The sequence below is a fragment of the Soonwooa sp. genome (genome assembly GCF_032062245.1).
GTDB lineage: Bacteria > Bacteroidota > Bacteroidia > Flavobacteriales > Weeksellaceae > Soonwooa.
In genome coordinates this window covers 1-19,269 of sequence record NZ_DAMBQF010000007.1, presented here as the reverse complement: position 1 = coordinate 19,269, position 19,269 = coordinate 1, and the positions used below count along the sequence as shown (strand labels likewise).

At 34.3% G+C, this 19,269-nt stretch carries 21 protein-coding genes; 13 read left to right on the top strand and 8 right to left on the bottom strand.

All coding sequences use genetic code 11. The features are described 5' to 3' along the window. Nucleotides 1-80: 80 nt before the first annotated feature. The 6 genes from RT037_RS05640 to ribA are packed head-to-tail and all read left to right on the top strand — an operon-like array spanning nt 81 to nt 4,369. On the top strand, nt 81-887 hold the full coding sequence (locus RT037_RS05640; RefSeq protein ID WP_312322494.1) for a DUF4292 domain-containing protein: 807 nt from the start codon (nt 81-83) through the stop codon (nt 885-887). Beyond that, nucleotides 884-2,443, top strand: a complete 1,560-nt coding sequence (locus RT037_RS05635; RefSeq protein ID WP_312322496.1) for a murein hydrolase activator EnvC family protein — start codon at nt 884-886, stop codon at nt 2,441-2,443. Before RT037_RS05640 ends, RT037_RS05635 begins: the two co-directional genes overlap by 4 nt. 38 nt (nt 2,444-2,481) lie before the next feature. Further along, nucleotides 2,482-2,679: a twin-arginine translocase TatA/TatE family subunit gene (locus RT037_RS05630; protein ID WP_312322497.1), complete on the top strand. Its 198-nt coding sequence runs from the start codon at nt 2,482-2,484 to the stop codon at nt 2,677-2,679. Nucleotides 2,680-2,682: 3 nt separating this feature from the next. After that, nucleotides 2,683-3,297, top strand: a complete 615-nt coding sequence (locus RT037_RS05625; RefSeq protein WP_313028716.1) for a DUF4254 domain-containing protein — start codon at nt 2,683-2,685, stop codon at nt 3,295-3,297. Next, a complete protein-coding gene (locus RT037_RS05620) occupies nt 3,294-3,755 on the top strand; it encodes a hypothetical protein (RefSeq protein ID WP_313028715.1) in 462 nt (153 codons plus the stop codon). Before RT037_RS05625 ends, RT037_RS05620 begins: the two co-directional genes overlap by 4 nt. 17 nt (nt 3,756-3,772) lie before the next feature. Continuing rightward, on the top strand, nt 3,773-4,369 hold the full coding sequence (gene ribA / locus RT037_RS05615) for a GTP cyclohydrolase II (protein ID WP_312324375.1): 597 nt from the start codon (nt 3,773-3,775) through the stop codon (nt 4,367-4,369). Between the two features lie 51 nt (nt 4,370-4,420). Here the strand turns inward: ribA and RT037_RS05610 are convergent, their stop codons facing one another. After that, on the bottom strand, nt 4,421-4,945 hold the full coding sequence (locus RT037_RS05610; RefSeq protein ID WP_312324376.1) for a hypothetical protein: 525 nt from the start codon (nt 4,943-4,945) through the stop codon (nt 4,421-4,423). Nucleotides 4,946-5,058: 113 nt separating this feature from the next. Between RT037_RS05610 and RT037_RS05605 the strand changes: the two genes are divergently transcribed. Both RT037_RS05605 and bshA read left to right on the top strand, forming a co-directional pair. After that, nucleotides 5,059-6,744, top strand: a complete 1,686-nt coding sequence (locus RT037_RS05605) for a glycoside hydrolase family 3 protein (RefSeq protein ID WP_313028712.1) — start codon at nt 5,059-5,061, stop codon at nt 6,742-6,744. 98 nt (nt 6,745-6,842) lie between these two features. Continuing rightward, nucleotides 6,843-7,967 carry an N-acetyl-alpha-D-glucosaminyl L-malate synthase BshA gene (gene bshA, locus RT037_RS05600; RefSeq protein WP_313028711.1) on the top strand — a complete coding sequence of 375 codons (1,125 nt, stop codon included), beginning with the start codon at nt 6,843-6,845 and terminating at the stop codon, nt 7,965-7,967. On the opposite strand, the gene RT037_RS05595 is transcribed toward bshA, so the two are convergent. Beyond that, nucleotides 7,968-8,741: a class I SAM-dependent methyltransferase gene (locus RT037_RS05595; RefSeq protein ID WP_312322245.1), complete on the bottom strand. Its 774-nt coding sequence runs from the start codon at nt 8,739-8,741 to the stop codon at nt 7,968-7,970. 176 nt (nt 8,742-8,917) lie between these two features. Between RT037_RS05595 and RT037_RS05590 the strand changes: the two genes are divergently transcribed. Continuing rightward, nucleotides 8,918-10,186 carry a DUF2851 family protein gene (locus RT037_RS05590; protein ID WP_313028710.1) on the top strand — a complete coding sequence of 423 codons (1,269 nt, stop codon included), beginning with the start codon at nt 8,918-8,920 and terminating at the stop codon, nt 10,184-10,186. After that, on the top strand, nt 10,179-10,400 hold the full coding sequence (locus RT037_RS05585; protein ID WP_079668154.1) for a PspC family transcriptional regulator: 222 nt from the start codon (nt 10,179-10,181) through the stop codon (nt 10,398-10,400). The genes RT037_RS05590 and RT037_RS05585 overlap by 8 nt, the downstream gene beginning before the upstream one ends. 69 nt (nt 10,401-10,469) lie before the next feature. Here the strand turns inward: RT037_RS05585 and RT037_RS05580 are convergent, their stop codons facing one another. From RT037_RS05580 to lpxB, 5 genes are all read right to left on the bottom strand, one after another. Continuing rightward, nucleotides 10,470-11,237 (bottom strand): succinate dehydrogenase/fumarate reductase iron-sulfur subunit, encoded by a 768-nt coding sequence (locus RT037_RS05580; RefSeq protein WP_312322244.1) that lies wholly within the window; start codon nt 11,235-11,237, stop codon nt 10,470-10,472. A 24-nt stretch (nt 11,238-11,261) separates the two neighbouring features. Further along, nucleotides 11,262-13,274, bottom strand: coding sequence for a fumarate reductase/succinate dehydrogenase flavoprotein subunit (locus tag RT037_RS05575; RefSeq protein ID WP_313028707.1), 2,013 nt, complete (start codon nt 13,272-13,274; stop codon nt 11,262-11,264). Between the two features lie 13 nt (nt 13,275-13,287). Further along, nucleotides 13,288-13,953, bottom strand: a complete 666-nt coding sequence (locus tag RT037_RS05570) for a succinate dehydrogenase cytochrome b subunit (RefSeq protein WP_313028706.1) — start codon at nt 13,951-13,953, stop codon at nt 13,288-13,290. Between the two features lie 111 nt (nt 13,954-14,064). Continuing rightward, on the bottom strand, nt 14,065-15,849 hold the full coding sequence (locus tag RT037_RS05565) for a ComEC/Rec2 family competence protein (RefSeq protein WP_313028704.1): 1,785 nt from the start codon (nt 15,847-15,849) through the stop codon (nt 14,065-14,067). Between the two features lie 64 nt (nt 15,850-15,913). Further along, nucleotides 15,914-17,020, bottom strand: coding sequence for a lipid-A-disaccharide synthase (gene lpxB / locus RT037_RS05560; protein ID WP_313028703.1), 1,107 nt, complete (start codon nt 17,018-17,020; stop codon nt 15,914-15,916). A 101-nt stretch (nt 17,021-17,121) separates the two neighbouring features. Between lpxB and RT037_RS05555 the strand changes: the two genes are divergently transcribed. The 3 genes from RT037_RS05555 to RT037_RS05545 are packed head-to-tail and all read left to right on the top strand — an operon-like array spanning nt 17,122 to nt 18,818. Then, nucleotides 17,122-17,634 (top strand): DUF2480 family protein, encoded by a 513-nt coding sequence (locus RT037_RS05555; protein WP_312322238.1) that lies wholly within the window; start codon nt 17,122-17,124, stop codon nt 17,632-17,634. A 12-nt stretch (nt 17,635-17,646) separates the two neighbouring features. Continuing rightward, nucleotides 17,647-18,111 carry a nucleoside deaminase gene (locus RT037_RS05550; protein ID WP_313028701.1) on the top strand — a complete coding sequence of 155 codons (465 nt, stop codon included), beginning with the start codon at nt 17,647-17,649 and terminating at the stop codon, nt 18,109-18,111. Nucleotides 18,112-18,167: 56 nt separating this feature from the next. Next, the gene (locus RT037_RS05545) at nt 18,168-18,818 is read left to right on the top strand and encodes a DUF937 domain-containing protein (protein WP_312322235.1); all 651 of its coding nucleotides are present in this window, start codon (nt 18,168-18,170) and stop codon (nt 18,816-18,818) included. A 32-nt stretch (nt 18,819-18,850) separates the two neighbouring features. Here RT037_RS05545 and RT037_RS13835 read toward each other — a convergent pair whose 3' ends face one another. Beyond that, nucleotides 18,851-19,078, bottom strand: a complete 228-nt coding sequence (locus RT037_RS13835; protein ID WP_409456502.1) for a 30S ribosomal protein THX — start codon at nt 19,076-19,078, stop codon at nt 18,851-18,853. Nucleotides 19,079-19,269 lie beyond the last annotated feature (191 nt).

Here is a 19,269-nt window from a genome sequence, read left to right as displayed (position 1 = left end):
ATTATTTTTAGAAGTTAGATCTCAAAATATTTTATAGCCTGTTGGCGTTAATTTTGCAAAGCCTATCTAAAATTTAGAAAATGAAAAATTTAGGAATCATCATATTTTCAGCGATTGCGCTAACCTCTTGTCACACTCAAAAAACTGTTACAGAAAGCAATTCTACACCGATAAGCACTACAGAACCTATCAAATCTAATTCGGCATTTTTTAATAAAGTAACCGAAAAGGCAACTTTTGAACAAGTAAAAATCAATAGCAAAATTAATGTTGAAAACGGAAGTTTTATTCCGACACTTAATGCAACTATTTATATTGAAAATGGTCAAAAAACATGGATGAATTTGACGGCTTTATTTATTAATGTTGCTCGAGGTATTGCGACGCCTGAAGGTGTAAAGGGTTATGAATCCTACAACAAAACTTATATCGATTCAGATTTTTCTTATTTAAATAATCTTTTAAAAGTCAATTTTATTGATTATCAAGCCTTGCAAAATTTAATCTTAGGAAAAACTTTTATTCCAATTAACGAAAAAGATTTTGAATTAACTCAAAACGCTCAAGGTTATACTTTATCGTCTAAAAATAATATTAAAATAAATGTCGACGGTAAGAAAACGGAATACACAGTAAAAAGTGATTATTCTAGTGAATTTAATTTAACAAAAGTTACGCTTAATAATTTAAGCAATCAAGATCAACTTGAAGTTTATTATAACAATTGGGAAAATTTTGAAGGAAATTCGTTCCCAAAAAACGTTAAAATAATTATAAAAGCTAAGAAAACAGACCAAATATTAATCGAAAACACGAAATTTGATTTTTCCAAAATGGCAACGCCATATTCGGTGCCAAATAATTATAAAAAGACCGCGATTAAATGATAAAGAAGATTAGTTTTTTACTAAGCATTTTATTTTTCGGAAGCATTTTCGGCCAAAATACAAAAGAACAGCTACAGAAGCAAAACGCTGAAATTAAGAAGCAAATCGCAAACATTAACGCAGATTTAGCTAAGACTAAAAACGAATCAAAATTGTCGTTAGCATACCTTAATGCTGTTAATCAAAAAATTTCTCTTAGAGAAAAATCTTACAACAACACTCAAAAAGAAAAGCGCTTTATAGAAGATGACATCTATAGATCTCAGCTTGAAATCAACAAAAACAAACGCGAACTCGGAAAATTGCGCGAAGATTACGCTGCAATTTTGGTAAAAGCATACAAAAACAAAGGCGTACAGAATAAAGTAATCTTTATCCTTTCATCAAAAAGCATGGGAGAAGCTTTGCGTCGTATCCAGTATTTAAAACAATATTCGGAATATCAACAACGTAAAGCTGCGGAAATCAACGACAAAGCAAACGAAATTCAAAAAAACATTGCTAAAAAACAAAAAGCTGTTGGTGAAAAGGACAATCTTCTCCTTAACCAAAAGAAAGAACTAGCAACTATCGAAATTGAAAGAGGTCAAAAGGAGGCGCTTCTTGCTGAATTTAAACAAAACGAAACAAAATTAACCGCCGAGTTAAAACAAAAACAAACGCAACAAAAATCTTTAGAAGGTCAAATTCGAGCTATCATTAATGAAGAAATTCGTGTAGCCAAAGCCAAAGCGGAAGCTGAGAAAAAGGCAGAAGAAGAACGTAAACGTCAAGCAATGATTGCTGCGGCTAAAGAAAAAGCCAGAATTGACGCAGAAAATAAAGCTAAAGCCGAAGCTCTAGAGAGAGAACGTAAAGCCCTAGAAGAGGAAACTCGTAAAGCAAGAGAGTTGGCTGTTAAAAAAGCTGCGGATGAGAAAAAACGAGCTGACGAAGCTGCCAAAGCAGAGTCTGACGCCAAAGCGGAAGCTCGAAGAATAATTGCAGAAAAAGAAGCTAACGAAGCAAAAGCTAGAGCCAAAGCGGCGGAAGATCGTCTAGCTGCTGCGAAAGCGGCAGAAGCTGCCCTTGACAAGAAAAAAGACGAGGAAAAACAGGCTGTCGAAACCAAAACAATGAAGGCGTTTGGCGTTGGTAGCGTAACAGCTGGTAGCAACTTTGCTGAGAGTAAAGGAAGAATTGGTTTCCCAGTAGAGAGAGGAAATATCACACATCGTTTTGGACGCCAACAGCACCCTGTATTTAAAAATATTTGGGAAGAAAACAATGGTATTAAAATCGCTGTAAGTGCTGGTACAAAAGCACGCTGCGTATTCCCAGGTGTGGTATCAACTGTTATTGTTGACGGCGGAACCAAAACTGTTATGGTAAAACACGGCAATTATTTTACTGTATATTCTAATCTTTCTAACGTGTATGTAAAATCTAACCAAACTGTTTCTGCGGGAACACAAATTGGAGAGATTACAACAAGTCTAGATGGTTCTTACACATTAGATTTCCAAATTTGGAATGGGACAAGTCCAGTCGATCCGATGGGTTGGGTATCATATTAAAAAATAATGTAACTTTGTCAAATCAAAAAACGTAAAAAATGTATCATTCATTAGCCATATTAGCTATTTCTTGGCAACACATCTTAATCGTTGCTCTAGTTCTTTTACTATTATTCGGAGGTAAAAAAATCCCTGAATTGATGAAAGGTTTAGGCTCAGGAATTAAAGAATTCAAAGATGCTGTAAAAGAGGAAGACAAAAAGCCTGATAACAATAATTCTGCGACTAACAACTAGCAAATGAATTTTGTAGAAAAGGCTTGGGATATCTTTAATCAGTCGATTAAGGACTATCATCAATTAGACCACGTCGATACTTTAGAAAACAATCCGTTCCAAACTTCAAGCTTGGAACATTTTTTGTATACAAAGAATTGGATTGACACCGTACAATGGCATTTGGAGGATATTATCCGTGATGAAAATATCAATCCGGTTGACGCTCTACAACTAAAACGTCGTATCGATTCCTCTAATCAAAAAAGAACAGATTTAGTAGAAAACATTGATGATTGGTTCCTGGAGAAGTTCAAAAATATTACTCCGAAAAATGATGCAAAAATTAATTCTGAAACATTAGCTTGGGCTATTGACAGGTTATCGATTTTAGCATTAAAAATATACCACATGAATCAAGAAGTTATCCGAGATGACGCTTCCGCTGAGCATGTTGCCAAATGTTCTGCTAAGTTAAATGTACTTTTAGAACAGAAAAAAGACCTCATGACTGCGATAGACCAATTGCTAATTGATATTGAAAACGGTGATGTTAAGATGAAAACGTATAAGCAGATGAAAATGTATAATGACGAATCTCTTAACCCAATCTTATATCAAAAAGTACAAAAAAAATGATTCGCGGGGTTGGATTTTTATTACTCATATTTTCTTTAGGACTTAGCTCATGCTCGACAGAGACAGGCTTCTATGCAGAAAATACTTTTTCGTCAGATTTACCTTTGGCTACCGAAAGAAATGTTTCTCCGGAAAGAATTACTTATAGTTCTACAATATCTAATTTGGTGTCGACTTTTCCGAAGTTTAAAAATGTTGCGGTTAATAATCAAGTAAGAGAGTTAAAGCAAAATTTGACAAATTATCTTTACGCTATCCAAACGTCTAATGCTAAAGAAAAAAAGAAATCCTTAAAATCTTTCGAAGACAATTACAAAAGCATCCAAAAACTTAGAAAGTATCTTAAAAGCGATGACGATCAAGTCCTTAACCGATATCTAGTTAAAATTAAAACTAATGTTAGTCTTTTGGAGGCTGTTGAAAAAAGCGAATCGCAAACTACAATTAGCTCCAACTAATAAACTTTCTTTAACACATGCTCAAAATTCAAGCTGAAGCACATGTACCGACAGAATTGGGCAACTTCAGAATCGTAGCTTTTTCTGATCGCGACGACGATTGGATGCCTCATATGGCGATTATTGCTAACAATACAGATTTTTCTAAAGCGGTTAATATAAGATTCCATTCAGAATGTATAACGGGTGAAGTTTTCCACTCTTTAAAATGTGAATGTGGACCTCAGCTAGATGCTGCACTTTCTTATATTGAAAAAAATGGTGGCGTTGTTGTATACCTGAGACAAGAAGGTAGAAATATTGGCATCATCAACAAGCTTAAAGCTTACGCATTGCAAGAAAAGGGTTTTGACACCGTCGAAGCCAATCTAAAACTAGGACTTCCAGCAGATGGAAGAAAGTTTGATGTTGCGATAGAAATTTTAAATATTTTAGGAATTAAAGAGGTCAACTTAATGACCAACAATCCAGAAAAATTAAAATATGTTGAGGAAAGTAATATCAAACTAAACTCACGTATCCCATTACAGATCAAGGCGAATGAAAACAGTTCTTCTTATCTTAAAACAAAAAAAGAATTCTTCGGTCATCTTCTTAACGACAAAGATTTATAAATAAAAAAGCGAGAAGTTAATTTCTCGCTTTTCTGTTTATTAAGTTTTAATTTATTTTAAATCAACTACTTTAGAATCATCAATTTTGTAACGCTGGATAACTTCGTCATAACTCATTTTTGATAATTTATTGGTTGTACCTTTACCAAACTCAGCAGGAACAAGCACCACTCTGAATGTTTGATTTGAAGCAAACTCAGGCAAAGTAAATGATGCATTTGTTCCACCTAAATACAAAGTAAAATCATTAACTGAAAAATCGTAGTTATAATCAACTTCGTCCCCATTTTGCAGATAAATCGTTGTTGGTACTGGTTCCCAAATTGGTTTCCCATTAGTTAGTGTTCCACTTTGATGATAGACAACAACATAATCTTGATCTAGCATAGGTTTTGTAAAACCTTTATTATAAGAATAATTGTTATTAGCTGTAAAATTAACACCCTTAACATCATATACTTGTGGATAATCAACAGGCGTTGGAACTTCTTGGATTACCTCTCTATCTGTTGTACAGCTAACTACTGTCCCAAAAGCAAAAAGAAATAATGCTGATATAGTCAAATACTTTTTCATAGTTTCAAAATTTATTCGTTAAAAAATTGGTCGCAAAATATGTACCACAAATCTTTTTTAATAAAAAATGAAGGTATATCTTTATACTCACTTAATTTTTAGATAAGGAAAAAATGAAAAGGTTAATTCTAGCAGTCACAATTTTTGGTTCAATTTTTAATAAAGCGCAATATGTTCCCAAAAATATTAGCGAAGATGATACAAAGAAGGCGAAAGAATGGGTCGACAAAACCTACAATCAACTTTCTGAAGACCAAAAGCTGGGACAACTTTTTATTGTGGCTTTGTACACTAACAGAGGCATTGATCACATCCAAGAAATTAGAAATTTAGTAACCAAAGAACAAATCGGCGGACTTATCTTAATGCAAGATGATGCTGCGATGGAAATAAATTTGGTTAACGAATTTCAATCAAGATCCAAAGTACCAATGATGATCGGTATTGATGCTGAATGGGGACTTTTCCAAAGAATTGCGAAAGCTTACAAATTCCCTTGGGCAATAACATTGGGAGCTATTCAAGACGAAAAGCTAGTCTATGACATGGCAGCCAAAATCGCCGCTGACTGCAAACGAATGGGAATTAATTGGGATTTCGCGCCAGTAGTCGATGTTAACACCAACCCAAGTAACCCGATTATTGGGAATCGCTCTTTTGGTTCGGATGTTAATAACGTTATTAAAAAAGCAAGTTCGTATTCTCATGGTTTACAAGACAATAACATACTTGCTGCGATAAAGCATTTCCCTGGACATGGCGATACAAGTGCAGATTCTCATTACGATTTACCACTTGTTGATCATAAAATCGATAGACTTGATCAAATAGAATTAGCGCCTTACAAAAATTTAATAAAAGAAGGAATTGGCGGCATTATGGTCGCGCATCTTTATGTTCCTGAATTAGAAAAAGAAGCCAATATTCCAGCGTCAATTTCAAAAAGTATTATCACAGATCTACTTAAAAATAAACTTGGTTACAAAGGTTTGATAATTACAGACGCTCTTAATATGGGCGCTGTCGCCAACCGTTATCAACCTGGACAACTGGACGCTTTAGCCTTTAAAGCTGGCAACGATATTATGTTATTCTCGCAAGGTGTTAAAGAAGGAAAACGTCTCATTGCTGAAGGAGTTTCAAAAGGAGAAATTTCAAAAGATCGTTTGGAAGAAAGTGTTAAAAAAATACTTTTAACTAAATATTATTTGGGTTTAAATAAATACGAAAATAAAAATCCAAAAAACATTATTGCCGACATCAATAACGCTTCGCACCAACAATTGGTACAAGGTCTTTATGAAAATGCTTTAACACTTTTAAAAGACGACAAACAACTTCTTCCATTAAAATCAAACGATAAAATATATTATCTTCCATTAGAAGAAGCGCCTTACAACACTTTCGCAAATAGTTTAAAAAATAATCTTAATATTGAAGTTATCACGACTTCTCAATTAAATAAACTTCCAAAAAACTCGAAGTTAATCATAGGAATTCATAAGGATAATAGCACAGCTTACAAGCCTTACAAAATTTCCGAAACATCGAAGCAAACGATTGTAAAAGCGGCAAAAACCAATCAAGTAATTCTTGACATTTTTGGAAGTCCATATGCCTTACGAGATTTGGACACCACGAATATTTCGACAGTTTTGGTATCATACGAAAACAACGACGATTCGCAAAAAGCTAGTGTTAATGGATTAACTGGCAAAACAAAAATTTCTGGTAGACTTCCTGTTTTAGTTAATGACATATGGCAATTTGGTGCAGGAACGACTTTAGAAACTAAATAAAATCAACTTGAAAAACGGAATTTATCAATGAGCGAAATTGTAGAAAACAATAACATCGCTTTAATAATTTTGATAAATTGTCACCACAAAATAATACAATGAAAATAGGAATTTTATGCTACCCGACTTATGGTGGAAGTGGTATTGTCGCAACCGAACTGGGAATGATCCTCGCCAACCAAGGTCACGAAGTACATTTTATAAGTTCGAATTTGCCAGCAAGATTGGATATGACTCGCGCCAACATTTTCTTCCATAAAGTACAAGTAGAAAATTATCCTCTTTTCAAATTTCCGCCCTATGATATTGCGTTATCATCGACAATCTATCAGGTTGTGAAGCTTTATGATTTGGATATTTTGCATGCGCATTATGCGATTCCGTTTGCATATTCTGCTTTTTACGCTAAACAAATGTTGAAGGAAGATAACAAAGATATTCCGCTAATTACGACACTTCACGGGACAGATATTACTTTGGTTGGGCAACATCCTAGTTATAATAAAGCTGTTGAATTTTCAATAAATCAATCAGATGCGATTACATCAGTATCGGAAAGTTTAAAACAAGATACGCTTAAAAATTTCCATATTAAAAAGGAAATCCAAGTGATTAATAACTTTATTGACAACAAACTTTTTGATGTAGAAAACATTTGTTGTCGTGATCAGTTCGCAAATAAAGGTGAAAAAATTTTAATACACGTTTCTAATTTGCGTCCAGTAAAAAGAATTCAGGACGTTTTAGAAATATTTAAAAATGTTGAAAAAAGTATTAATTCTAAATTGGTCATTATTGGTGAAGGTCCTGATATGGAAGTCATCAACAACTTTTTGAGTGACAATCCAGAATTGATTACCAAAATTAGACTTCTTGGAAAAGTTGACGATTTACAAAGAATTCTGATATTGGCTGATGTCTTTTTGTTACCTTCAGAACAAGAAAGTTTTGGACTTGCAGCCTTGGAAGCTATGGCGGCTGGCGTACCTGTCATCAGTAGTAACGCTGGCGGAATACCAGAAGTTAACATTAACGGAAAGACTGGGTTTGTAGCAAATATTGGCGACGTTGAGACCATGACAAAATATGCGATCGAGTTGCTTTCTGATGAAAAACTTTTAGCAGAAATGAAACTTAATGCCAAAGAAAATGCGGAACTATTTGATATCAAAAATATAATTCCGCAGTATATTGCGCTTTATAATAAGCTTCTTAAAAAGTAATTATTTAATCACAAAAGCTGCATATTTATCATCGAATCCAACAATATGCGGCTTTAGATTTTTCTTTACACAATAATCCATAAACGCAGCATTATCCGACACGTCATCACTCATTAGGATACCGCCTTTTCTCAGTTTCTCCCACAGAATAGGATATGCCCACATTCTACCATTATAAGACTTGTCACTGTCATAGTGCATAAAATCAAATTCATTTTGCTCTGCAAAAATCTTTGGAAGTGACTCTTTATCTGCAAAACGGAAAAGTTTCCAATTTGGACGAAGATGATCAGCAACAACGCAACCAACATATTTATCACCATTTTGCGCTAAATAAGGTATATCAGAGCTGTACAATGTGCCATTTCTTTTATGTAATGACAACAACGCAGCTAATGAAGACCAACCATAAGCAACGCCAGTTTCTATTGAATTTTTTGCTGAAGTATATTCGTTTAAATAATAAATTAAATCCAATGCACCAGCACCTCCCATTTTGATCGGACAGCTTTTTTCGGTTTCAGAAGCCTGCTTCATGATTTCAGGATAAAGACTATTAAGCGATTGATAATCTTTAAAATTAAGTACATTTTTAATCGCATCATCTTGACTTATCGCCAAAGAACGGCACCACTCTTCTGCGCTATCTTTGCCTTTGAAAGCCGCTTGTCGCTGAAAAATGTTTTTATAAATTTTTCTGAAAAGCTCTGGATAAAGTTGGGGGCGAATTAAATACGCAAAAAAAGTTTTAAAAATGCTTGCAATTTCTCTCATCTGTTTGTGTTATCGGTTTTTATATGACTGCGAAATTAGCGTAATTTTTTCAATTTTTAAACTTCATATTTAACAATCTATGGAACTTTAGGTATCATTTTACTTTTTTAAAACTTAATTAAAAAGAAATTCATAAAAATAATATGTAACTTTATGAAACACAAAGCTAAAATACCATGATGAACGAACACATTTTGCAATATATTTGGAGCAAAAAGCTGTTTTCAAATTTAGAATTTCGATGTACAAAAGGTTTTCCCATCGAAGTTTTAGATTTTGGAAAATGGAATTATGACCAAGGACCAGATTTTTCTTTGGCGAAGATTAAATATCAAAATACCACTTTTGTAGGCAACATCGAAATTCATATCAAAAGCTCGGATTGGTATCTTCATCAGCATGAAAAGAGCAATCATTATGATTCTTTAATTCTTCATGTCGTCTATTTTGATGATTGCGATATCGAAAGTTTAGAGCAAAAAAATATACCTTGTCTAGAACTGAAAAATTATGTTTCGGAATCGGTTTTAAATAAACTCATTAATCTAAATGACAATCCGTTTGATTTTATCGCTTGTGAAAAACTTATAAAACCAAATGATATTCCTTTATTTTTCGCTGAGCAAAAACTTCTAGAAAAGCTTGAAAGAAAGCGACAATTCTTTTTTGAACGACTAAAAAACACTCAAAACAACAAAGAGCAAGTCTTGTTGGAACAACTAGCTTATGGTTTTGGTTTAAAAGTAAATTCTGAATTGTTTAGCGAAATGATTTCCTATTTAGGTTTTAATATTTTAAACAAAACAAGAGCGAATCAAACAAGTTTGGAAGCTTTGCTTTTAGGAACTTCTGGACTTTTAAATATTACAGAAAACATTGATGAACAAACAAAAATTTGGCAACGAGAATATCATTTTTTGGTTTCAAAATTTAAGTTAAGCGGCTTGAAGTTTAATCCAAAATTTTCAAAAATGCGACCACCCAATTTTCCCACAATTCGTTTGTCGCAATTATCGGTTTTAATACATCAAGAAGTACATATATTTTCGAAAATAATATCCTCGAAAAGTATAGAAGATTTTTATTCAATTTTAGAAAAAGTAAAAAGCTCAGAATATTGGGAAACACATTATCAAATTTCAAAACAAACAAAAGAACATTCGACAGTGCTTTCCAAAGATTTTATAGATTTAATAATCCTCAATGTTTTTTTGCCTATTAAATATTACTTTACCGAAGATGAAGATATTAATGATCAAATTATCGACTTTTATAAAAATCTAAAACACGAAAAAAATCAAATTATCGACCATTGGAAAGACTTGCAAATTCCAATAAATTCGGCTTTGGAATCGCAAGCTTTTCTGCAACACTATCGCGACAACTGCATCGAAAAAAAATGCTTAAATTGCGGTGTCGGATTTAAGATTTTAAAACATGATTGACAATATACGTCACCGCTTTGAGAGAGAATGGTTTGGGGTTTTGACCAGAATGGGAAGCAAATTGGGAATACCCGTTTCTAAGTTGCGTGTGTTCTTCATCTACTCCACTTTTGCAACTGCTGGTATTTTCTTTTTATTCTATTTAGGACTAGCTTTTACACTTTGGATAAAGGATTGTATCGTTGTTAAAAGACCGAATGTATTTGATCTTTAAGATTTAATTTTAAAATAAAAAACGCCTTTCAAAAATTTGAAAGGCGTTTTTGTATATGTAAGAATTGTCTTATCCTTTATCAACAAAAGCAGACATATATTCTCTGTTCATTCTTGCGATGTTTTCTAGAGAAATTCCTTTTGGACATTCTACTTCACAAGCTCCAGTGTTAGAACAGTTTCCGAATCCTTCTTCGTCCATAGCCGTAACCATGTTTAGAACTCTTCTCTTAGCTTCTACTTGACCTTGCGGTAATAAAGCGTATTGAGAAACTTTTGCTCCAACGAAAAGCATTGCAGAACCGTTTTTACAAGTTGCTACACAAGCTCCACATCCGATACAAGCAGCAGCATCCATTGCTCTGTCTGAATCTTCTTTAGGAACCAAAATATTGTTAGCATCTGTTGTTCTACCAGAAGTATTAACAGATATGAAACCACCTGCTGCCATTACTCTATCGAAAGCACTTCTGTCCACAACCAAATCTTTGATTACTGGGAAAGCCGCACTTCTCCAAGGTTCGATAACGATAGTTTCTCCATCTTTGAAGTGACGCATGTGTAACTGACAAGTTGTGATACCTGTATCTGGACCGTGCGCACGACCGTTGATGTAAAGTGAACACATACCGCAAATCCCTTCGCGACAGTCGTGGTCAAAAGCAATTGGTTCTTTACCTTCGTTAATTAAATTCTCGTTCAGAATGTCTAACATTTCCAAGAAAGAAGAATCTGTAGAAACGTCAGATATTTTGTAGGTCTCAAATTGACCTTTGGATTTATTATTTTTTTGTCTCCAAATTTTCAGCGTAAGATTTAAGCCTTTTTTTGCACTCATAATTTTATATTTATTGGTTGGAGATTATTTGTAACTTCTTGTTTTAACTTCGATATTTTCGTACACAAGATCTTCTTTGTGCATGATTTCGTCGTTAATGTTCGGACCGTTATATTGCCAAGCAGCAACATACTTATAGTTAACGTCATCACGTTCTGCTTCTCCATCCGGTGTAGAATGGTCTTCACGGAAGTGTCCTCCACAAGATTCATTTCTGTTAAGCGCATCGATAGCCATCAATTGACCAAGCTCTAGGAAATCAGCAACACGAAGTGCTTTTTCCAATTCTGGGTTCATCTCGTCGTTAGAACCAGGCACTTTTACATTCTTCCAGAACTCGTTTCTTACTTCTTCGATTTCTTTAATCGCTTCTCTAAGACCTTCTGGAGTTCTTCCCATACCAACTTTATTCCACATAATGTTTCCTAATTTTTTGTGGAAATGATCAACGGAATGCGTTCCTTTATTGTTCAATAAATAATCGATTCTATCTTTAACGTCTTTTTCTGTTGCTTCAAAAGCAGCTGAATCTGTAGGAATCGCTCCAGTTCTGATGTCTGCCGAAAGATAATCTGCGATTGTATAAGGCAATACGAAATATCCGTCCGCCAAACCTTGCATCAAAGCAGAAGCTCCAAGTCTGTTAGCACCGTGATCTGAGAAGTTAGCTTCACCGATTACGAAACATCCAGGGATTGTAGATTGTAAGTTATAGTCAACCCAAACACCACCCATTGTGTAGTGAACAGCTGGATATATCTTCATTGGCGTTTCATAAGGATTGTCTGCAGTAATTTTCTCGTACATTACGAAAAGGTTACCATATTTTTCCTCAATCCAGGCTTTACCAAGATCGTAGATTTGTTGTTCTGAAGGATTATGAATGTGTTTTTCGATAGCAGCTTCTCTACCTTTTTTCATGATTTCTGTAGAGAAATCTAAGAATACACCTTCATTAGTGTCGTTATTTTCGATACCGTAACCAGCGTCACATCTTTCTTTACCAGCTCTAGAAGCTACGTCTCTCGGAACCAAGTTACCAAACGCAGGATATCTTCTCTCTAAGTAATAATCTCTGTCCGCTTCAGGGATATCTTTTGCTTTTTTCTTACCTTCTCTGATGGCAACTGAATCTTCAATGTTTTTAGGAACCCAGATTCTTCCTGAGTTTCTAAGAGATTCTGACATCAAAGTTAATTTTGATTGTTGCGTCCCATGAACTGGAATACAAGTTGGGTGAATTTGTACATAGCAAGGGTTTGCAAAATATGCCCCTTTTTTGTGAATCTTCCAAGCTGCAGAAACGTTAGATCCCATCGCGTTTGTCGATAAGAAATATACGTTACCGTAACCTCCAGAAGCGATAACAACTGCGTGTGCAGAATGTCTTTCGATTTCACCAGTTACGAGGTTTCTTGCGATAATTCCTCTTGCTTTACCATCAACAATTACAAGATCTAGCATCTCGTGACGGTTGTACATTTTAATTCTACCTTTACCTATTTGGCGGCTCATTGCAGAATATGCACCTAATAATAACTGTTGACCAGTTTGTCCTTTTGCGTAGAAAGTTCTTTTAACCTGAACCCCACCGAAAGAACGGTTATCTAACTGACCTCCATAATCACGTCCAAAAGGAACACCTTGTGATACACATTGGTCGATAATATTTCCTGAAACCTCAGCTAAACGATACACGTTTGCCTCTCTTGCGCGGTAGTCACCTCCTTTAATAGTATCGTAAAACAATCTATAGATAGAGTCACCGTCACCTTGATAATTTTTAGCAGCGTTAATACCTCCTTGAGCAGCGATAGAGTGCGCTCTTCTTGGAGAATCCTGATAACAAAATGCTTTTACGTTATAACCTTGTTCAGCTAAAGTAGCTGCAGCAGAACCACCTGCTAATCCTGTACCAACAACAATAATATCAATTTTATCACGGTTGTTAGGCGCAACAAGGTTCATATGGGCTTTATGATTACTCCACTTGTCCTTAAGAGGACCTGCTGGAATTTTAGAATCTAAATTACTCATTCTATTTACGATATTATTGAGTTACAAAATGATAAATGGCAATTAGGATAAATCCTGCTGGAATTAGTATAGCATACCAAGTTCCGAATGCTTTAATAAATGGCGTATACTTTGGATGTCTTGCACCCACTGATTGGAATGCCGATTGGAAACCATGAGCCAAGTGTAAACCTAACAAAATGAAAGCTACTACATAAATAACAACTTTAATTGGGTCAGCGAATTTCTCATGCAATTCGATCCAGAATCTCTCTGTTCCAATGTCATCAATATTCCCTTGAATGTACTTGTGATTGATCTCATGGAACCAAAAATCGTACATGTGTAGCCCTAAGAAAGCTAAAATAACCAATCCAGAAATAATCATATTTCTAGACATCCAAGAAGAGTTAGCAGCAGCGCCGTTAACGTCATACTTTACAGGTCTCGCCTTGTTGTTTTTTGCTTCTAAAATGAATCCCATAATAAAATGGAAAAACACCGCAAAAATCAAAATAGGCTGCATCAAATATTGAATGAATGGATTATAACCCATAAAATAAGATGCCTGATTAAAACCATTTACACTAAATACAGATAGCATATTCGTGAAAAGGTGCATCACCAAGAAAACCAGCAAAAAAAACGCCGATAGTGCCATTGCATATTTTCTTCCTATCGAAGATGAAAATCCTGCCATAATCTAATTTTATTTTTTGAATACGCACAAAGTTAAAAAAATGTTAAGAGTAGGCATCGTGAGATATGTCAGAATTAAGTAGTTTATAATCTTTCTAAATAATTAACTTGCTTAATCATTCAATTTGTAAAATTTTCCGCGGTATGTGATTCCAACATTGTTTTTTGGCACTTTTATTAATTGATATTTTGTCGCTCGTGATGAAGCCAAATAAGGATCGATAATAAATTTTTCAATTTTTGAGATGTCAGCATCATCTTTTGTTATTACAAAAACCTGCGACTTTTCTTTTATTAAAACAGTTTTACGTTTAAAAGAAGCTATTTCTAAAATTTCATCTTTTTGAAAATGATAAAAGTTAAAACCAAATCTAATTCCTAAAAATAACAAAACACTAAAACCGAAATTGATAAAGTATTTCAAATTTCGTTTGACTAAAACAAAACGCAAATAATATAGAATCATAAAAACTGCAGCAACTTCTACAAGGTTAAATCCAATATTTTTAAAAAATAAAACATCAAAATCGGCGAACCAATGTATCGCTTTTAGTAAATAGTTTACAAACCAATCATAAATAAAATCTAGCCAACTAAATTCAATATTAAAAGCAAACAAAACTACCATCAATAAAGAGAAAATGATAATAATTTCTGAAAACGGAATAATGCACAAGTTCGCGATAATTGATACCAAGGAGTATTGATGAAAGTAATATAAAACCAATGGCAAAGTCGCTAATTGTGCCGAAAGTGACAAACTAAAAATCGCTAAGAAAAACTTATAAATAACATTATTTCGTTCTGGAAAACATTTTATAATTGGTTGATTTAGCCAATAAATCCCAAAAACAGCAACATAACTCAACTGAAAACCGACATCGAAAATCTGTTGAGAATCCCAAATCAAAATAACAAAAGCCGACAGCGCCATCGAATGAACGAGGTTAGCAGGACGATTCAAAAGTTTTGTCATATAATAAAAACTAATCATCAGACATGATCTAACAACAGAACTTCCGTAATCAATAAAAATTGCAAAGCACCAAATCGCGACTAAAGCAATGCAAATCGCAACTTTTCGCCATTTAACCGGAAAAATAGTTTTAGAAATCAAAAGAATTAACCAAAATATAATCAACATGTGTGATCCAGAAATCGCTAAAAGATGCACCAATCCCGACTTATTAAAATCCGAAACCGTAACTTCGTCCATCCCTGTTCTGTCGGCAAGGATGATTCCTTTCAAAAATTCTTCGTGACGGGAATTGAGTTGCGAGCTATTTATTCTTTGCAAAACGCTCAAACGTTTTTGTTTGATTTCGTCAGCAAAAGAAACTCGCTTTTTTGAAGCTTGTAGAATATTTTCGTTAGCGAAAGCCAAGCCGGAAACTTTTTGACGTTCAAGATATTTTGGATAATCAAACTGAAAATCGTATCGCGGCGATCTTAATTCAGAATAATAAAGATTGGATTTATAAACGTGTTTAAAATCTAACTCTGAAGCATTATTGGGAATTTGTAAAATGATAGAAATCGACGAATTTCGATTATCAATTTTGAAAATCTTTACTTGATACTTGCTATACTTTTCGTTGGAATTAAGTTTTTTCTCAATTTGAAAAAGCGTTTCATGTTTTCCGTTTAAACTTAATTTTTGATAATCAAAAACATTGAAATAATGAATTAAACAACCGAAGCCAAAGAAACTTAAAAGTAAAAATACACATCGAAATTTAATGAGAAATGCATTTTTAAAAATGAAAGAAATAAGAATTATTAATGTAGAAACTGTAAAAACTAAAAGACCAAACCAAATCTCAAAACCAATTTTATCTTGAAGTAAAATCCCAAGACAAAGTGCCAACAGCGTTATAAAAAGTGGCTGGCGAGACATGATTCATCGTTTTAATTATTCTTTAAATTAAAAGTAATGAATTTTTGTATCAAAAAAATAAAAATTATTTTATGTTAAGTATCACATCCGCAGCATGTTGACTTGCACCTTTTCCGCCAAGCTTTTTTCGCAATTCGGTATAATCCGAAAGTATAATACCACGTTCTTTTCCTGTTAAAATTTTGTTCAATTCTTTAACCAAATTAGTCGTATTAAGATCATCCTGAATCAACTCCGTGACAACTTCTCGATCCATAATCAAATTGACCAACGAAATATATTTGATGTGCTTAACAAGACGTTTTGCGATTTCATAAGAAATTTTACTACTTCTATAACACACAACTTCTGGCGTATTGAGAAGCGCAGTTTCTAAAGTCGCAGTCCCAGAAGTTACCAAGGCTGCATCCGAACAACGCAATAAATCATAAGTTTTGTTCGATACAAAATGAACATCCTCGTCTACAAATTGCTCATAAAAAGACTTCGGCAAGCTCGGTGCACCCGCTATAACAAATTGATAATCTTTAAAGTAAGCACGAACCGACAACATCAATTCTAACATTTTGACAACTTCTTGCTCACGACTACCAGGAAGTAACGCAATAATCGGCTGTTGGTTGAGTTTATTTTCGGACTTAAATAATTCTACATCAACTGGTTGTAGGTCCGAAATCGCATCTAACAAGGGATGACCGACAAAATGCGCATCGACCTGATGTTTTTTATAAAAATCCTTTTCAAATGGAAGGATAACCATCATGTCGTCCACATATTTTTTGATGGTTTCGACACGACCTTCTTTCCATGCCCAAAGTTGAGGCGAAATATAATATACAACACGAATCCCTAAAGATTTTGCAAATTTTGCAATTCGGAGATTAAAACCTGGATAATCGACCAAAACCAAAACATCTGGTTTGTAACTCGCGATATCTTTTTTACAAAATTTAATATTTTTGAGAATCGTTCCCAAATTCTGAACCACTTCCAAAAAACCCATAAAAGCAAGATCGCGATAATGTTTGACCATTTGTCCACCTTGTGCCGCCATCAAATCGCCACCCCAAAATCTGAAATCAGCGTTTGGGTCTTTTTCTTTCAAGGCTTTCATAAGGTTGCTTGCGTGCAAATCGCCAGAGGCTTCCCCTGCTATAATGTAGTATTTCAAACTGAGATTTTAGATTTTAGATTTTAGATTTTAGATTTTTCAAGCTTAAATTTAAAATCAAATATTTAACTTAAATTTGTTGTAAAGATAAAAATAATATCATGTCAGAAGAATTCGAAATCAGAAATAAAGTTGCAGAAAATACGAGTTTGGTAAATTTTGATTTATCGTCTCTGATGCCAAAAGGCAAAAAAATAGGAATTGACCTAAAAGAATTTTTATATGAAGGCCTTATTCTTCGCGAGAAAGATTATCGTGAAAAAATAGAAAATATAAATCCTGAAGATTATCGTGATGCCTACGTATACATCTATTGCTCGGAAGATGTAATAATTCCGCTGTGGGCTTATTTTTTAATTGCTGCGAAATTAACAGACACAACCAAAAAAGTGGTTTTTGGGAATTTAGAAGATCTTAATGTTCTATTGATGCACAATGCCATTAAAACTTACGATTATTCTGAACTAAAAGACAAGCGCGTCCTTGTTAAAGGTTGCTCCGACGTTGATATGCCGAATAACGCGTACATTGAATTGGTTGAACAACTAAAACCAATGGTTAAATCTTTGATGTTCGGGGAAGCTTGTAGCAACGTTCCTATTTTTAAAAACTAAAACAAAATAACTATGAATACCGAATTTATGCATAGAGCAATAGCTTGCTCTTCTGAAAATCTAGACCTTGGTGGAGGACCATTTGGCGCAGTCGTTGTAAAAGATGGCAAAATTATAGCCGAAGGCAGCAACAAAGTAACTGTTGATAATGATCCTACTGCACATGCAGAAGTTGTTGCGATTAGAAATGCTGCTAAATATCTTAATGATTTTAATCTTTCCGGTTGCGAAATTTACACGTCGTGTGAACCCTGTCCAATGTGTCTCAGCGCTATATATTGGGCTAGAATTGACAAAATATATTATGCGAATACGAGAGAAGATGCAAAGAATATCGGTTTTGATGATTCTTTAATATATGATGAAATTCCATTAGCCATTGAAGATCGAAAAATCCCAATGTATTCGATGTTAAGAGATGAAGCTTTACAAACTTTTAAAAAATGGACAGAAAAGTCGGATAAAACGGAATACTAATTGCTAACAAACATTCCCTAACTTCATCATACTAATTTTAAAAACATAAAAACACTATGAGTCTATTAGACCTATTAACTGGAAACTCTAGCAACCAAGTTGCAGAACAAGCTGAAAACAAATTCGGAATCAGCAAAAATCAAATTATCGCATTATTAGCAGTTGCTGCGCCATTGGTAATTTCTTACCTTAGAAATAAATCTCAAGATGCTAACGAAGCAGAAGCACTTAATAATGCTTTAGATAAAGACCATGACGGTAGTATCCTTAACGATCCGTCCCAAGCGCTTAAAAGACAAGCTGAAGGCACCTCGATTCTTGATCACATTTTCGGAGGTAACAAAGTAGCGGTTGAAAATCAACTTTCTGCAGACACAGGTATTTCTATGGACAAAATCGGTCCAGTTTTAGCAATGCTAGCGCCAGTTATCATGGGTTACATCGGTCAGCAAAAACAACAAAACAACGTTGGTGCTGGTGGTCTAGGTGATCTTCTTGGTGGTATCCTTGGTGGTGCTCAAAACCAAGCGCAAGCACAACAATCCAATCCACTTAACGATATTTTGGGAAGCGTACTTGGCGGCGGACAATCACAATCTTCTGGCAATCCACTTAACGATATCTTAGGAAGCGTACTTGGTGGTAACCAACAACAATCTCAACAAGGTGGACTTGGTGGATTATTGGGAAGCCTTTTTGGAAAATAATTTTTATTTCTGATCATAAAAAAGACCGAAGATTATTCTTCGGTCTTTTTTGTTGTTTTTTTAGCTTTCGGTTTTTCTTCAACGTCGGCTTCCACTTTTTTCTCGACTTTCGGCTTTGCTACTTTTGGTTTTAGTTCCGCTTTCGCTTTTACTGGTTTTTCAGCAACAGCCACAGAATTTGATGATTTGCGAGGTCTTCTTTTCCCATAACTTCCTGCAGTTATCTTCCCTCTTCTAGATTTTTGATCTCCTTTTCCCATATTTTTAAAAGATTAAGTATTTGGTTATTACGAATTTAGGAAATAAAATTTAATTCACAAAAAGTTCGATAACTAGGGCGTGTCCCGAGTTTTTCTCCAACCCGAAAACCTTCCGAAAAACCTCGGGTCGCTATGTCCGCTTCTATGGTAAGTTTGCATTAGGATAATTAAGGAAGTAAATTAGTTGATAA

Coding starts and splice junctions, on each gene's coding strand:
- RT037_RS05640 (WP_312322494.1), top strand. CDS start 81: ATGAAAAATTTAGGAATCATCATATTTTCAGCGATTGCGCTAACCTCT.
- RT037_RS05635 (WP_312322496.1), top strand. CDS start 884: ATGATAAAGAAGATTAGTTTTTTACTAAGCATTTTATTTTTCGGAAGC.
- RT037_RS05630 (WP_312322497.1), top strand. CDS start 2,482: ATGTATCATTCATTAGCCATATTAGCTATTTCTTGGCAACACATCTTA.
- RT037_RS05625 (WP_313028716.1), top strand. CDS start 2,683: ATGAATTTTGTAGAAAAGGCTTGGGATATCTTTAATCAGTCGATTAAG.
- RT037_RS05620 (WP_313028715.1), top strand. CDS start 3,294: ATGATTCGCGGGGTTGGATTTTTATTACTCATATTTTCTTTAGGACTT.
- ribA (WP_312324375.1), top strand. CDS start 3,773: ATGCTCAAAATTCAAGCTGAAGCACATGTACCGACAGAATTGGGCAAC.
- RT037_RS05610 (WP_312324376.1), bottom strand. CDS start 4,945: ATGAAAAAGTATTTGACTATATCAGCATTATTTCTTTTTGCTTTTGGG.
- RT037_RS05605 (WP_313028712.1), top strand. CDS start 5,059: ATGAAAAGGTTAATTCTAGCAGTCACAATTTTTGGTTCAATTTTTAAT.
- bshA (WP_313028711.1), top strand. CDS start 6,843: ATGAAAATAGGAATTTTATGCTACCCGACTTATGGTGGAAGTGGTATT.
- RT037_RS05595 (WP_312322245.1), bottom strand. CDS start 8,741: ATGAGAGAAATTGCAAGCATTTTTAAAACTTTTTTTGCGTATTTAATT.
- RT037_RS05590 (WP_313028710.1), top strand. CDS start 8,918: ATGATGAACGAACACATTTTGCAATATATTTGGAGCAAAAAGCTGTTT.
- RT037_RS05585 (WP_079668154.1), top strand. CDS start 10,179: ATGATTGACAATATACGTCACCGCTTTGAGAGAGAATGGTTTGGGGTT.
- RT037_RS05580 (WP_312322244.1), bottom strand. CDS start 11,237: ATGAGTGCAAAAAAAGGCTTAAATCTTACGCTGAAAATTTGGAGACAA.
- RT037_RS05575 (WP_313028707.1), bottom strand. CDS start 13,274: ATGAGTAATTTAGATTCTAAAATTCCAGCAGGTCCTCTTAAGGACAAG.
- RT037_RS05570 (WP_313028706.1), bottom strand. CDS start 13,953: ATGGCAGGATTTTCATCTTCGATAGGAAGAAAATATGCAATGGCACTA.
- RT037_RS05565 (WP_313028704.1), bottom strand. CDS start 15,849: ATGTCTCGCCAGCCACTTTTTATAACGCTGTTGGCACTTTGTCTTGGG.
- RT037_RS05555 (WP_312322238.1), top strand. CDS start 17,122: ATGTCAGAAGAATTCGAAATCAGAAATAAAGTTGCAGAAAATACGAGT.
- RT037_RS05550 (WP_313028701.1), top strand. CDS start 17,647: ATGAATACCGAATTTATGCATAGAGCAATAGCTTGCTCTTCTGAAAAT.
- RT037_RS05545 (WP_312322235.1), top strand. CDS start 18,168: ATGAGTCTATTAGACCTATTAACTGGAAACTCTAGCAACCAAGTTGCA.
- RT037_RS13835 (WP_409456502.1), bottom strand. CDS start 19,078: ATGGGAAAAGGAGATCAAAAATCTAGAAGAGGGAAGATAACTGCAGGA.